Annotated in this window: 13 protein-coding genes; 1 reads left to right on the plus strand and 12 read right to left on the minus strand. The window is 43.0% G+C overall.

The genetic code is table 11. The features are described 5' to 3' along the window. The first annotated feature begins 87 nt into the window (after nucleotides 1-87). The gene (locus tag AABW11_RS02710) at nucleotides 88-849 is read left to right on the plus strand and encodes a hypothetical protein (protein WP_340103166.1); all 762 of its coding nucleotides are present in this window, start codon (nucleotides 88-90) and stop codon (nucleotides 847-849) included. Nucleotides 850-943: 94 nt separating this feature from the next. On the opposite strand, the gene AABW11_RS02715 is transcribed toward AABW11_RS02710, so the two are convergent. From AABW11_RS02715 to AABW11_RS02770, 12 genes are all read right to left on the minus strand, one after another. Then, the gene (locus AABW11_RS02715; RefSeq protein WP_340103168.1) at nucleotides 944-1999 is read right to left on the minus strand and encodes a sugar phosphate isomerase/epimerase family protein; all 1056 of its coding nucleotides are present in this window, start codon (nucleotides 1997-1999) and stop codon (nucleotides 944-946) included. A 75-nt stretch (nucleotides 2000-2074) separates the two neighbouring features. Beyond that, complete coding sequence (locus tag AABW11_RS02720; RefSeq protein WP_340103170.1) at nucleotides 2075-3232, minus strand: Gfo/Idh/MocA family protein; 1158 nt, start codon at nucleotides 3230-3232, stop codon at nucleotides 2075-2077. 790 nt (nucleotides 3233-4022) lie between these two features. Then, complete coding sequence (locus tag AABW11_RS02725; RefSeq protein ID WP_340103172.1) at nucleotides 4023-4700, minus strand: hypothetical protein; 678 nt, start codon at nucleotides 4698-4700, stop codon at nucleotides 4023-4025. A gap of 100 nt (nucleotides 4701-4800) precedes the next feature. Further along, nucleotides 4801-5721: an N-acetylmuramic acid 6-phosphate etherase gene (gene murQ, locus AABW11_RS02730; RefSeq protein WP_340103174.1), complete on the minus strand. Its 921-nt coding sequence runs from the start codon at nucleotides 5719-5721 to the stop codon at nucleotides 4801-4803. A gap of 14 nt (nucleotides 5722-5735) precedes the next feature. Beyond that, on the minus strand, nucleotides 5736-7241 hold the full coding sequence (gene accC / locus AABW11_RS02735) for an acetyl-CoA carboxylase biotin carboxylase subunit (protein WP_340103176.1): 1506 nt from the start codon (nucleotides 7239-7241) through the stop codon (nucleotides 5736-5738). A 17-nt stretch (nucleotides 7242-7258) separates the two neighbouring features. Next, nucleotides 7259-7972 carry an alpha/beta hydrolase-fold protein gene (locus tag AABW11_RS02740; protein WP_340103179.1) on the minus strand — a complete coding sequence of 238 codons (714 nt, stop codon included), beginning with the start codon at nucleotides 7970-7972 and terminating at the stop codon, nucleotides 7259-7261. A gap of 432 nt (nucleotides 7973-8404) precedes the next feature. Next, a complete protein-coding gene (locus AABW11_RS02745; protein ID WP_340103181.1) occupies nucleotides 8405-9904 on the minus strand; it encodes a methyl-accepting chemotaxis protein in 1500 nt (499 codons plus the stop codon). 22 nt (nucleotides 9905-9926) lie between these two features. After that, on the minus strand, nucleotides 9927-10505 hold the full coding sequence (locus AABW11_RS02750; protein ID WP_340103183.1) for an SCO family protein: 579 nt from the start codon (nucleotides 10503-10505) through the stop codon (nucleotides 9927-9929). 704 nt (nucleotides 10506-11209) lie between these two features. After that, entirely contained in the window at nucleotides 11210-11380 is a 171-nt protein-coding gene (locus tag AABW11_RS02755; RefSeq protein ID WP_340103185.1) for a hypothetical protein, read from the minus strand. 352 nt (nucleotides 11381-11732) lie between these two features. Beyond that, the gene (locus AABW11_RS02760) at nucleotides 11733-11927 is read right to left on the minus strand and encodes a CsbD family protein (protein WP_340103187.1); all 195 of its coding nucleotides are present in this window, start codon (nucleotides 11925-11927) and stop codon (nucleotides 11733-11735) included. Nucleotides 11928-12340: 413 nt separating this feature from the next. Then, nucleotides 12341-14260 carry a methyl-accepting chemotaxis protein gene (locus tag AABW11_RS02765; RefSeq protein WP_340103189.1) on the minus strand — a complete coding sequence of 640 codons (1920 nt, stop codon included), beginning with the start codon at nucleotides 14258-14260 and terminating at the stop codon, nucleotides 12341-12343. Nucleotides 14261-14758: 498 nt separating this feature from the next. Next, complete coding sequence (locus AABW11_RS02770; protein WP_340103191.1) at nucleotides 14759-14998, minus strand: TIGR03643 family protein; 240 nt, start codon at nucleotides 14996-14998, stop codon at nucleotides 14759-14761. Nucleotides 14999-15150 lie beyond the last annotated feature (152 nt).

Genomic DNA, 15150 nt, shown 5'->3' on the forward strand with positions numbered 1-15150 from the left:
GAGTTCAACCAGGCTATCGGGAAAGAAACATTTAATTCTGCCAGCTCGTCCCGATTTAGAGATGTTGCAATAATTGATACTCAGCTTATGAATCAGGAATATACAGCAATTGCTGTTAGCAATGGCCGGGCTGATGTTAAAGAATCATCGAATGAGGATTACAGAATTGAATTAAAGAGAGCTGAAAGCATACAGTTCAATACCACCACAAATCAAACTATTCCATCTGATAGCTTCAAATATTATCATATTGATGCATCAGAACCAGGGAAAGAAATATCTGTTGCAGCAGTGGGATCAGGTGTTGTCATTTCCGGAAATGTGATAACCGACCCGATAGAAGATTTTCTTAGAGTGGGTTTTGCAGGATCTCAGAGCATCGAGCCTACTCTTTTGGAAACATCAGGTAACTACTTGCTAAGAGTAAGTTCTGAAACGAACATATCCGCCAACTTTGATCTCACCATTGTAGACCTTGAACCTAGCCAGGACATCACTCTTTTGCAAAATGATGTCATATCTGAAAATGGTTCAATACGATTAAGCGGAGATATTGATCGATTCGACTTTATTCCTGATGCAAATGGAACAATAACGATTTCAATCAAACCTGCTGACAGCAATAGTCTGGATGACTCCGGAGACCTAAATGTTCAGGTCGCTGAACTTCCAAATGTCAATAGAATTGTAAGACCAAGTAGTGAAGATACATTTCCGATAGGCGATGAACTATATATTTGGGAGGGGGCGGTTTCAGCACTAAACGATTACAGGATTAGTATTCTGGATCAGGCAGCATCTGCGACGGGAGATTTTATCCTCGAAATCGAATTCACGCCCGACTCCTGATTTAAATCGAAATCTCAAAAACAAAAAACCCGCAATGATATTCACACTGCGGGTTTTTTATTATCAATCTATTCAGAATTCTGATTTTAAAGACCTAATCAATCCCCAGAATCTTCTTATTCAACTCTTTGTCAGGCCCTGAACCGGCAAAATCATCAAACGCCTTTTCAGTCACACGAATAATGTGGTCCTGGATGAACGGAGCGCCCTCCTCTGCTCCCTGTTCCGGATGTTTAATGCAACACTCCCATTCCAGAACGGCCCAGCAGTCGATATCATACTGAGAAAGTTTGGTAAAGATGCCACCGAAATCAACCTGTCCGTCGCCGAGTGACCGGAATCGTCCCGGGCGATCAATCCATGATTGGTAGCCACCGTACACGCCGCTTCTGCCTGTCGGGTTAAACTCTGCGTCTTTCACATGAAACGCCTCGATGTAATCTTTATAGATATCGATGAATTCCAGGTAATCAAGCTGCTGCAATACAAAGTGGCTGGGATCGTACAGAATTCGGGCACGCGGATGGTTGCCGGTGGCTTCAAGAAATCGTTCATAGGTAATTCCATCGTGTAGATCTTCGCCCGGATGAAGTTCGTAACAAACATCAACGCCCTGTTCATCAAACTCATTAAGAATGGGTTTCCATAGATCAGCGAGGGCTTTAAAGCCATCATCAACCAAGCCGGCAGGACGCTGAGGCCAGGGATATACGGTGTGCCACATCAGGCCGCCGGAAAACGAGGCGTGAGCATCAAGTCCAAGATTTGCGCTGGCTTTGGCCGCCATCTTCAATTGGTTGACGGCCCATTTTTGTCGCTCTTTGGGTTTGCCGTGTACTTCTTCCGGGGCAAAGGCATCAAACATGGTGTCATATGCCGGGTTTACCGCCACAAGCTGTCCCTGGAGGTGTGTTGACAGTTCGGTAATCTGTACACCGGTCTCTTCTATTTTACCTTTATACTCTTCAGCATAAGTTTTGCTGTTGGCCACTTTTTCGATGTCAATCAACCCGGTTTCCCAGGTTGGAATCTGAATCCCTTTATATCCCAGTGATTTCGCCCATTTACTAAATGCGACAATATCATTAAACGGTGGTTCGTCATCTACAAACTGTGCGAGAAATATGGCAGGTCCTTTTATTGATTTCATATTTAATGTATTAGTTAATTAGAAATTTAGAAAAATGGTGACGTAACATTTTTGTTTAGACTAATGATAATATTGCTAAACCTTGAACTCCGTCCATTTTTTATCAGATCCTGACGATTTCAGCATGTTTTGCACAAATGCCATTCCCCGCACTCCTTCGGCTGCATCAGGGAAATCGTAGTCGTCAGCTGATTTGTAAGATCCATTAAAATGGTCGTTTACTGCGGTTGCAAATTCCACATAAATATTGGCGAACGCTTCCAGGTATCCTTCCGGATGACCGGCTGGGAGCCTTGTGTTTTTAGCCGCGAGGTCTGTCAGGTAGCCTGTACCGGCTCTTAATATTTGCGCGGGTTCTTCATGTGGCTTGAAAAGTAATGTATTGGGATCGGTGTGAGTCCATTCAAACCCACCGATTGAGCCGTAAAGACGTATTCTCAGGTCGTTCTCTTCTCCAGTAGCCACCTGGGTTGCCATTAATACGCCGGAGACTTTCTCACCAAATTTGAGCAGTGCCGAGGAGTCATCATCCAGGAGCCTACCCTCTACCGTTGTCCGAACATCAGCACAAAGGTGCGTTATTTCAAGCCCCGAGACGTACTCTGCAAGGTTTGCAGCGTGAGTGCCAATATCGCCAATGGCTCCGCCGGCCCCGGATTTCTCGGGATCCGTTCGCCAGGACGCCTGTTTATTTCCTTCATTTTCGAGTGACGATGCGAGCCATCCCTGGGGATATTCCACGTATATTTTTCGAAGGTCTCCTATTTGCCCGGCTGCAATTCGATGCTTTGCTTCTTTAATCATCGGGTAGCCGGTGTAGGTGTGGGTCAGCGCCAAAACGCGCCCGGTAGACTTGGTAAGTTCTTCGAGCTCTTTTGCCTCATCCAGCGAAAACGTAATCGGTTTATCGATAATAACATGAAACCCGTTTTCAAGGGCTTTCTTTGCCGGGTCGAAGTGAACGTGATTGGGAGTCACAATGGAAACGGCGTCCATACGTTCATTTTCAGGACGCTTTAGCTCCTCTTCAAACATCTGGTCATACGATTCATAGACTCTCTCAGAATCGAGGTGAAGCGCTTCCCCGGTTTCCTTTGATTTTTCATACGACCGGCTGAACGCACCACAAACCAAATCAAAATGTCCATCCAGCGCTGCCGCTTTCCGGTGAACTGCACCAATAAATGCATCAGGTCCACCACCTACCATACCAAGACGAATTTTTCTATCCATATCTTCTTTTACTTCATTTATTTAAAACGTTTCAAGTCAGTTTAAAAAAAGAAGATTTCCTGTTAAAGTAAATGAATGATTTTGGAGGGGGCGTATTTGTGAACTTCGGCTATTAGTAATGTTATCAGGTTATCTACATTCCTTGCTTTTGATGAAATGGTTGAGGTTGTGGGTTGTTGAACTTGAGAACCATAGCCTTCAGTATTTACGCTCAGGTCTCAGAATCCCGTGATTTTTCAGAACAGGTTGAGGTTGAGGGATGTTGAACCGAAGAACCTCAACCTTCAGTAATTTTGATTGGCCACAGTATCCTGTGACTTCACGGGAAAGGTTGAGGTTTAGGAGATTGAAACAGAGAACCTCAGCCTCAAGCTTTTTTTCAGTGTATCATTGATTGCTGCATTTTCAGAACAGGTTGAGGTTGAGGGATGTTGAACCGAAGAACCTCAACCTTCAGTAATTTTGATTGGCCACAGTATCCTGTGACTTCACGGGAAAGGTTGAGGTTTAGGAGATTGAAACAGAGAACCTCAGCCTCAAGCTTTTTTTCAGTGTATCATTGATTGCTGCATTTTCAGAACAGGTTGAGGTTGAGGGATGTTGAACCGAAGAACCTCAACCTTCAGTAATTTTGATTGGCCACAGTATCCTGTGACTTCACGGGAAAGGTTGAGGTTTAGGAATGTTGAACCGAAGAACCTCAGCCTTTAGTAGCACAGCCAAAGTACCCCTATCTCGTACTTCTGAATAGCGTGTTGAGGTTGAGGATTTTGTAAGAATCACCTTAGCCTCAATAGTTAAACCGCTGGTTGATATATGAACGTACAGGTTCTCCACCCTGGCGGGCCGGACGGAATCGCCATTGAAGGGCGGCACGCAGAACGGCATCCATCAACCCGTATTGAATGAATTCGAGTACTTCATATTCACCATCACCAGAATATTTTCGGATTTCAACGATCGATGCCTCTTCTACACGGCCATCTTTATCAACAAGAAAATTCACAATCATCTCAATATTGCCCTTTAGTTCAGGGGGCACGCCTTCCGGTGAACTCGCCTCAACGATTCTGACCACTGTTGGAGGGATTTGGGGATTTGACACAATTGCCGACTCCTCACCATCAGTAGCAGTCCCCGTCCCAACTTCCAAATCGGGCATGTCGGGAGTCTCGAGATCAAGTTCGAATTCAGGTTCAAATTCAATCACTTCATCGCTTGGAACGGGCTGAGGAATCTGAGGTTTAGGCGGTGGCGGTGGCGATGACCGCTGCTTGGTAATCTGAATCTCATCAATCAGTACCTCCTGTTGCGGAGGCTCAGATTGGTAGGTGACTTGCTGCCGGGCATCAGTTGGCCAAAATTTGAACAGAATGAGTACCAAAACCTGAATTGCCAGTATTGACACAAGCAACCTGTTAATGTAACCCGATTCGGTAAGGTGTTCTTTGATATGAAAGATAGTCAACGATCGATTAATTAATCAGCCAGGTGAATGTTACTTCGGCGGGTAACGAACGAACACGAACAGTATTTTAAGAAGAGCGGCAAATGATATTTCTGAACTGTTAGACCGATGCCCTTACAAATCCGTCATTCTCATTCAACCGCTTTTGTGCCTGATCTTTTGTTTGATCGTTCAGTATCATCACAATGGCTGTTTTAACGTGTCCGTTCGTTTTATGAAGCACTTCCTCTGCGACATCATAACTACAATCTGTCAGCATCATCACAATACGTTTTGCACGTTCTTCTAATTTCTTATTGGTAAGCTGCAAATCCACCATCACGTTCTCATACACTTTTCCGAGGCGAATCATTGCACCTGTACTCAACATATTCAATACCATTTTTTGGGCCGTTCCGCTCTTCATGCGCGTACTGCCCATTACAACTTCCGGCCCAACCGGGATATCAATCATATAATCAACCTCATCGGCAAGGGTAACCTGGTCAGCAGAAACAGTTGTGATAAAAACCGTGATCGCCCCGCGGTCTTTTGCCTCTTTAATCACACCGTGTACATAGGGTGTGCGTCCACTGGCGGCCAGACCTACGACGACATCATTTTCGGAAATGGATCGTTTATCCGCTTCGTCACGGCCTTGCTGTTCGCTGTCTTCTGCCCCTTCCTGAGCCTCATACATCGCCTCTTTCCCCCCGGCTATAAAGCCCTGAACGAGTTCAGGATCCGTTCCAAACGTGGGGGGACATTCGGCTGCATCAAGCACGCCAAGGCGTCCGCTTGTTCCGGCACCGAAATAGAGCAACCGGCCGCCATTCTTTATTTTTGATGCAATGGCCTCCACCGCATCCGCAATAACCGGCAGTTTTGGCTCAATTCGTTCAGCTACTTTTTTGTCTTCCCTGTTGATCTGTGAAACTATCTCCAGGCTGTCAGCAAGGTCAATTGTTTGTGTATCAGGGTTTCTCTGTTCGGTAAGAAGGGTATTAAGCTGATCAAAAAGTTCTTTATTGGTTTGATTCATATGTTATCGATAACCTATTGTCTGGCTTTCCACCAGTTAGTTTGATGTTGATGTTTAACGTTGTTTTGCTCTTTAGCTGACTGCGATCCATTATTACCTTGTTCTCCCGAAAGTGCAGATATCAATGAAACGGCAAGCGCGTCAGTTGCCCCTTCTTCTTCAAATAGATCATGTTTATGGGGTTCAAAGTGATCAGGCACAAAGTGTGTGTCGTATTCTGCATTGGCAAATGACGGATGCCGCATGGTGAAATCGCAAAACGGAATGGTTGTTTTACAGCCGCTGATCTGATATTCACTCAGCGCCCGTATCATTTTTTTAATGGCTTTCTCTCGAGTTGATGCGTGCACAGACAGCTTAGAAATCATCGGGTCATAGCTGATGGTGACCTCACCACCCTCTTCAACTCCCGCATCAACACGAACGCCCGGCCCCGACGGTATGCGATGCCGCAATAATCGTCCGGTGCTGGGAAGGAAATTATCAACCGGATCCTCGGCATAAATTCTGCATTCTACTGCATGCCCTGAAGCTTCAATATCGTCCTGGGTAAATGGAAGCGGCTCACCGGCTGCCACCCGTATCTGTGCTTCCACCAGGTCGATGCCCGTAATCATTTCTGTAACGGGATGTTCCACCTGCAGGCGCGTGTTCATCTCCAGGAAATAGAATTTCTTATGTTTATCAACCAGGAATTCAATTGTGCCGGCCCCTTCATAATTACAGGCTTCTGCGGCACGAACAGCAGCATCTGCCATTTCGGCTCTTAAATCGTCATCAAGCAGAGCGCTTGGGGCTTCTTCAATTACTTTTTGATGCCGCCTCTGAATCGAGCATTCACGGTCGAACAGGTGAACAGTATTGCCCTCCTGGTCTGCAAGTATCTGGAATTCGATATGACGGGGTTCTTCAAGATATTTTTCGACATAAACACGATCGTCGCCAAACGCATTTCTTGCTTCAGATTGAGCAGCTTTCACACTGCCGGGAAAATCTTCTTCATTGTGGACAATCCGCATCCCTTTTCCACCACCGCCGGCAGCAGCTTTAACCAGCACGGGAAACCCGACCTCTCGGGCTACTTTCAAGGCAACCTGCACATCTTCCATGGCATCCTTGGTTCCCGGAGGGCATGGCACGCCGGCCTTTCCCATCAGATCCCGGGCGGCTGTTTTATCACCCATTAATCGAATAGATTCTGCACCGGGACCAATAAAAATGATGCCTTCATCTTTACAACGGTTTGAAAACGTCCCATTCTCACTTAAAAACCCGTACCCGGGGTGAATCGCATCTGTCCCGGTTTTTTTCGCCGCATTGATGACCTTATCGATATCTAAGTAGCTCTCGGAAGAAGCCGCTTCACCTACCCAAACAGATTCATCAGCGAACATCACATGAAGAGAGGTAGCATCAGGTGTAGAATATATAGCTACAGTTTTAATTTCCATTTCGCGGCATGTGCGCATAATTCGAAGAGCAATCTCTCCCCTGTTAGCTACTAAAACTTTTTTGATCATCGTATTTTTATTTGCAATTAAAAAAGGTGTTCAATAAACATAGAATCAACGAGCTTCCACGGATCCGAAATAACTTCATCCCAAACATAAAAATTATGATCCACATTTTTTAGCCAAAGTGTATCGCTCATCCGTTGAGTACCACTTCGCTGTGGATCATTGGAATAAGACAACAATCGAAAGTCGACCTCTGAGATTTTTGCGAGAATTGTGGGATCGTTTAAGTTTGGTAAAAAATCCACGGGATTATTATAATAAACATTGTCATCGTAGTGCCCGTCAAGGTACGGTTTGATATCGTAAGTTCCACTAATTGCAATGACTTTGTTCACCTTTTGCGGGTATTTTAGCGCATAAAGTATTGCATAATATGCACCTAAAAATGCCCCTGAAAATATAAGAAATGGATTGCTGTTGTTGTCACGAATAAACGGAATAACTTCATCTACCACATATTGTTCGTATTGCATCTGCCGGTGTATCCGACGGCGTGGTTCTGCATCTCCACTGAGCAAACTTTCGTCAGCAACTGAGTTGATACAATAAAACTGGTTGTACTCTTCTTCAATCTGTTCATCCAGAGCGTCCATGATGCCGGCCTCATTCCACTCGTTCCAGCCGCCTTCCTCTGATGGGAAAATAAGCACCGGTGTTCCGGCTGTTCCAAAAACCGACAGTTTCATTTTCTTACCAAGGCTCGGACTTTTCCATTGATGTATCTCAGGTTTCATGATCAATCCCTTTTATTAATATGATGTGATATAACTTTTGGTTTTTCAAAGTGCAATAGCAGATGATGGAGTTGAATCCAATTTATTGCAATGACTTACATGAAAGATAGAGGAAAGACTAATTATTTGGAAGCGCTTTTCCAAGTAGTTACGGAGAGGTTATCATCTTCATTCAATACATCATAACTAAACGACCTACCGAGCTTTTACCAGACTGATTACTTTGTCGGCAAATCGAATGTCATACAGATAATACGATTAGCGGGTACTGCATTTAAGAACAGGATACTCATACACTGCCAGAAAATTTATACAGGGTATGATTGTAGATATGAGAAATTTTAAAAAAAAACTGCACGCTCAGGCAAAAGAACCGAGAGCACTCATGAAATCCTCGTCAAAACTTCCGTTCCACCCTGCCTATGCAATTGATTAACGGCCGTTTTTAAAGCCGTTACCGTTTGAGATATGATGCTCAACTGATGACCGATTATGAGCAGACACATTTGGCTTTTCCAGCCCTTGAAACCTGACATTTTCACCAAAATCAAACCCGTCGCTACCTACAGAATACTGAGGATTGCTTTCATCATTTACACGCGCTTTTAAATCTTTAATAATTCCTTGTAACACATGTACCTGGCTTTGAAGTTCTTCTGCTGTAGCCGCATTTTTCTCGGCCGTATCAGCGGTATTCCCGGTGGTCCTGGCAATTCGCTCAACAACCTGTTTCAGATCTTCCAGGGTACCAACCTGGCTACCAGCCAATAAATGAACATCATTTATCCAGGTTTTCAGATCTTCTATTTGCTCTGAAATTTGTTCCGAGACCTGTGTTCCCCGGGTCGCCTTCTCGGCATTGTTCTCGATCAGGTTGCCAATGTCACTTGCGGCTTTTGCCGTTTTTTGGGCCAGCACCCTTACCTCATCGGTCACCACTGCAAATCCTGCTCCCGCTTCGCCTGCACGTGCTGCCTCAACAGCCGCGTTCAGTGCAAGAAGATTGGTCTGAGACGCAATGCTGTCAATTGTCTTGATGATTGATGTGATATTCAGGCTCGACTCTTTGAGCTCTTCCATCGACCTATTCATTTTTGAGGAGTTATCGTTGATGAGTTCGACTTTTTCTTTGGCCGATGAGGTCTTTTCGTTAAGCGACTTTATGCGCCCATTCATCACTTTAATACTCTCGAATGATGATTGAACCGATTCAGTATTGTTTGATGCATCCATCGCCAGTTCCTGGCCCGACTCGGAGATGAAGTCCGCGGCATCACTTGTGTATTCAACAGAATCATTAAGGTGATCAATGATGTCATACACTTCTGCGTTTTTGATAAACTCGCGGGTTAAATTCAGAATGATGCTGCTGTACACGCCCATTGCAATAAGCACAAATGTTGCATGGATAGCCACAATATCCCATCCGCATCCATAGTCAAAAATCATAATGGGAGTACCTGCAAATGCAAGCTCAGCGTCTTGTGCAGCATTAAAAAGTGCATGATGAACTGCCGTGGTTAGCGTAGCGGCAAGAACGGGAGCTATATCTTTATATCGAATCAGAAAGGCAAGCGACACGAATATGTGAAAGTGCATCTCAATACGCCCGAGATGCTGCTGAATGAAAAGCATAGAAAATGCCATAAATGCGGCCCCCATCGTCATGCGGCTCAGCAACGATCCGGGGTTGAGTTTGTACACGCCGTAAGCTGTTCCGAAAATAAGGCCGCCACCTACAAAACCAAGAAGATAGGTACTGAATGCAATGGCGATCACCGTACTGGCGACAATCCAGTGAATCAGCAAAAGCTTCAGCATGAATTGATCAGTTTGATCAAAACTTCTGCTTAACTGAGTTTGTACACCTTTTGAATGTGCCGAATCATAGGCAGGAAAAAGTGATTGAATATTAAAGCCGGTTGTGTTCATAGCGTTTAAATTGCTTTACTTTCTATAAGTTTTTCATGCTTTGGGCGATGATGTCTATCATGTGTGATTCATCAATTTGGTTATTTAAGACCCTTTCGATCGTCCACTGATCACCATCCCGCACCAGGATAAAGAAATGATCTGTATGTGAAATCTGACCCTTATCACCCCTGCTTTCATACAGGCGTATAATGAATTCGTCTGCCAGTTGTCGATAGGATTCCATATCAGGAGTATATCCGCGAATACGTGAAGAAAATGCCCGACCGTATTGATCAGCATTACTGATGTCACGACCAGACTCTGTTGTAGCTTTAACGTCAATAAAGAGTCCGCCAACCGTTCTATCTTCTTGTTTCAATTGCTCTGAATCCAACACGGAGGCAATTTTTGCAAGTGATGACGGGCAAACAGTTGCACAACCAGCAAACCCAAAGAAGAGGACCTCAACGTCGTTAGTTGATTCTTCCAAAAAATAATCATCCTCAATAACAGATCTTTCAATGGGATGTGCAGACCCGGTGTAGGAAAACCCAACAACCAAAGCTGCCGGTAAAATTAGCAATCCCAATAATAAAAGAGCACCCACGATTTTATTCATACGAAGATATTAAGACAGTAACCGGTCCTTGATGTTATCGCTTGATGGTGCTACTCTCTTAAATGGGTATGATAGATTTTTTCAGAGATATTTTCCTGATGATTACTGTAAGGATGTTGCCCGATTTCGGAGTAAAATTAGTGCTAACCCGGAAATCTAACAGTAATTTTTTTATTTTTTGTATAAACAATTTGAACGTAAAATTTTAGATCAATATTAAATGATTGTAAAGAATAACAGGGTGTTTTTCGGGAAATTCCCCCCTGCTTCGTTTGCCCTGGGCATGCCTTCGCCTTGCTGAGAGAAAAATTTCTTGTTGAGAAATCCGAGCTAATTCCTTGTCTAAAATCTTCTTCCAACGCAAAGCGGACACAAATATATTTTCCATAAAAAACGCAGCCTTTTCGGCTACGCCCGTGTTATTTAGTATGCTATGTTATTCCAGGCAGTGTGGCTCCCCTAATCAGGTCGAGTAATACTACAATTACTACAATCACAATCAGAACATGAATTAATCCGGTGAGCTCATGACGCCGATGATCCAGCCAATGACCAAAATAAGTGCGATATCTTAGAGCATTGATCTCATGCTGATACTCCCTTAAAATGGGTACAGAGATTCGGAACCGGATAAATCATCTTTAATATCCCGAAGATTATTTCGCTACTCTTCAAGCGTATAAAAAACGCTGCCTGAGAGTTACTCAGTGGACTGATATTACTAAATCCCGGGTTTCTTTCGATGTGACCTGAGCAATATCTATAGCGCAGCATACTTCAGACCATTCTCCGTGAAGCTCCTCTACAGCGTCTTCTTCCTTCTCTTCAATTATCGCCTGTAGGTTCTCTACTTCTTCATCCAGTTCATCATGCAAATCTTGGTGAACTTTCTCTATTTTGTTCTACGATTCTATGTCACTTTCACAGTACTGTATAAACAGTGATGTAAAGAATATATGTAACCTAAGAACAACCAATTTTTTACTGAGTTATAGGTTTGAGTTATAACTGAATTATTTGCAGGGAGATTATCAAATCGTACAAGAGAATAACACCCGCAGTTGTAAGAATGATCTATTACCATGTCATTAGATATTACAGGTCACACCTCTAAATTGTACCCCGCTATTAAATGTAAAAGTAACTCTTGATTCTAACTATTACTTTGAAACTTCTTGTTCTTATACACTGATCAGTTTTTGAAGACTGAGTTTTGTGATTTAAGCTTTATGAATTAATCATCTTTTTAATTTCACCAGCTAATTCATCTTTCGATTTGCCTAGCTTTTTTTGAAGATTTCCTAACAACTCGTCTTCCTTACCTTCAACATATTTCAGGTCGTCATCAGTAAGGTTCCCATACTTTTGTTTCATTTTTCCTTTCAGCTCATTCCAGTTGCCTTTTATGTTAAGATCTGCCATGATTTTACCATTTTTTTTAAATTATCGATTACTACATCTCTGTGAATACACAAATAAATTATGTTTCGGCATAGTTCGATTTTGTATCGAGAAATTTAATGATGGCACCGCGTAACCCACTGTAAGACAGACGATTTTAAAATGATAAGCTATGAACCCGGTACAGTGATTCGTAAATTTTTGATCTTCTTATTAAGAATGAAAAGTCTTGAATAGATGATTTTACGGATGTGATTGTAAATCAAAAAAATATCTACCAAATGTTGGTGTACCAGTGGACTCTGAGAACGTCTGGAATCATAAGCTGGTGAAACAGTCTGAAGAGAATCAAAGTAGGCTTTATCTCATTGCCAAAGTCCAAAAAAAAAACGACAGGGATCGGTCAAAATCCCTATCGAATCGTCTGTGTTACCCTAAAAGCCTGAAAAGTCATCTGAAAATTCTTCAGGTAATGGTTCTGAACTTTTGTTGTTTTTGCCATCCCTACTCTTTTGAGCACGGGCAGGCTGTCTGTTTACCTGAACATCATCCCAGTCATCAAAATCATCATAGCGGGGAACTTTATCTTTGTTCAGGCCGGACATTCCTGAACCTGATGAACCATTGCCAATGATGGCCCTAAGACTATCAACCATATGTTCGAGTTCAGAACCCAGTGAGGACAATTCTTCGGCAGCGCTTGCCGTTTCTTCCGAGTTGGCAGCATTGGATTGTACAACTTTATCCATTTCTGACATGGATGTGCTTACCTGGTTGATGCCCTGAGTCTGCTCGTGAGAAGCCGCAGCAATTTCAGCAATCAGCGTCCCTATGGCATCAGAACTTTCATTTATGCTATTTAGCTGACTTGCCACTTCGCCAGCTACCTCAACACCTCTTTTTGCGTTATCCTGGGATTGTTCGATTAGCTCCGATGTATTGCGGGCTGCATCAGCACTTCTTTGTGCGAGGCTCCGAACTTCCTCAGCAACCACAGCAAATCCTTTTCCAGCCTCTCCGGCTCTGGCAGCCTCAACAGCTGCATTTAAAGCAAGCAGATTTGTTTGAAACGCTATCTCATCAATGGTTTTGACAATTTTTGATGTCTCATTTGACGACTCCATTATGGTGTTGATAGCTGTAACCATGCGTTTCATTGAAACCACACCTTTACTCACAATCTCCGATGTTTCTTTCATAGATCGATCAGCCTGGTTTGCATTCGCAGAATTCTGCTTTGTCTGAGCGGAGATCTCTTCAAGTGATGAGCTGGTTTCCTGAATACTTGCTGCCTGTTCACTTGAGCCTTCAGCCAATGTCTGGCTTGACGATGATACTTCTGTAGATGCCGATGATACCTGCTCACTCGCAGCTGTAAGTCCATCGATGGCGTGTTGCAGCGGAAAAGTAATATTTGAACGCACAAGGTAAACAACTATAAATGCTGCAGCCAGCAATATGGCCAAAGATACACCTGCTATTGTCCAAAAAACGGAGTTCACTTCCGCCATAGCGATACGCTCATCAATTTCTACCACGAGGCCCCAGCCAAGTTTTTCTATAAAATTGTAGCTGCCTACCACAGTTGCACCTATTGCATTCTGATAAGTATTTACACCTGTCTTCTCTTCTGATATTTCATTCGCTGCCAAAGTACTTACCGTCTCAAGACCCCTGAGTGAGGGCGCCTTTGATACTGCTCCTCCCTCCTTATCAATCAAATAAACCTCGGTACCTTCAGCCCGGTCAATTTCAGCCAGGCGGTTGGTTAATGTTTCAAGCAGCACCGCCGCACGAACTACACCAATTATATCACCATTGCTACGGACCGGAATTACCACGTTACTGACACGGTTGCCTGTTGAGCGAGAAACCAGTGGCTGGGAAAAAACATTATTGCCTTTTATTGCACTTTGAAACCACGATCTGTCATCAACCTGAAAGTTGCGCGCATTTTCGCCCCGGATTGGGACGGTTTGTCCATCATAAGCAACACCCACAATTCCGGTTCCTTCGCTATTTACAAAGTAAATAGTGTCATAAAATCCATTGTTATCACTTATTTTAGTAAGCAGATGTTCAATATCATCTTCATGTACATCTTTTACGGCATCAAGTGACGCTACATACCTTATTTCATCCTGCCGTGCTTCAATCCACTCCAGGAATGAATCAGAATTAGCCTCACCTGTTGCTATCAGTCTTTCCCTGACGGCTTCCGAATATGAAATACTGAAAACACTATAAACGATACCCGTTGTTGTTGAGATTGCAATAAGAAGTATTGCAAGCATAGCCATTGTCATTCGCTTGCCAATGCCTGCGGAACTCCAAATCTGATTTACTAACCCCATAAGTGATCCTTTATCGTATGTTCGTTATTGAATGAGCTATGAAACAAGACCATGCTGTTTAAAGACCAGATTTCTGCACAAAGCTATTTTTTAGTGGTTAAAATGTTCTTTTCGACAAGTTACCATTATTATTAAATTTTTCTAATTTTTGTAAACAAAAAATTGTTTACGCACTAACATACACAGCTTTCTGCCTACTAAACATTTGTTTTTATTACTTTTAATATATTTGAATGGACTTTTTCCGTATTCCGATGGTATTTATTGAAAATGAATTACTGGATACCACGAAGAATCAACATGAAAATTAAAACAGATAGGACGATTTATTTCTCTCGATTCCTTTTTTAAAATTAAGCAAGGATATGCGACTGCCACGGCGTTAAAAAGCTTGCGATTAGACTGAACAGTCAGGAAATAAACACAAGCTTTTAATCAACGCTTGTGTTGAAGAAAACCCGCATCAAATAGCAGTTATTTTCTAAACAAAAGGGATGGTTACTTCGGGCTTGTAAACCTGTCCACGTCATCTTTCCTGAGCTTTCGGTGTTTTGTTTTACGTCCTGAGACTCGTTTACGCCACATTTTAAAGCTTGATGACTTCATTTCTTTCCGCATTAGCTCAATGACATCTTCCTCGGATAAGTCAAATTGATATTCAATTGCACCAAATGGAGTACGATCTTCCCAAGCCATTTCGATGATACGGCTTTTCTCTTCTTTTGATAGATTTTTCATAGTTATTCCTTCGTTAGACTTTGATTAATTTTTTGCGGGAAACCATGTCCGATATATTAAATTAACAGAGTTTCTCGTAAGTATTTTAACCTACGCTGCGGTAGTAATGTATAACAAATTATAGTGAGCTTAGGCTTAAAGACGTAGGTATA

Source organism: Rhodohalobacter sp. 8-1 (assembly GCF_038150125.1).
Classification (GTDB): Bacteria; Bacteroidota; Rhodothermia; order Balneolales; family Balneolaceae; genus SW132.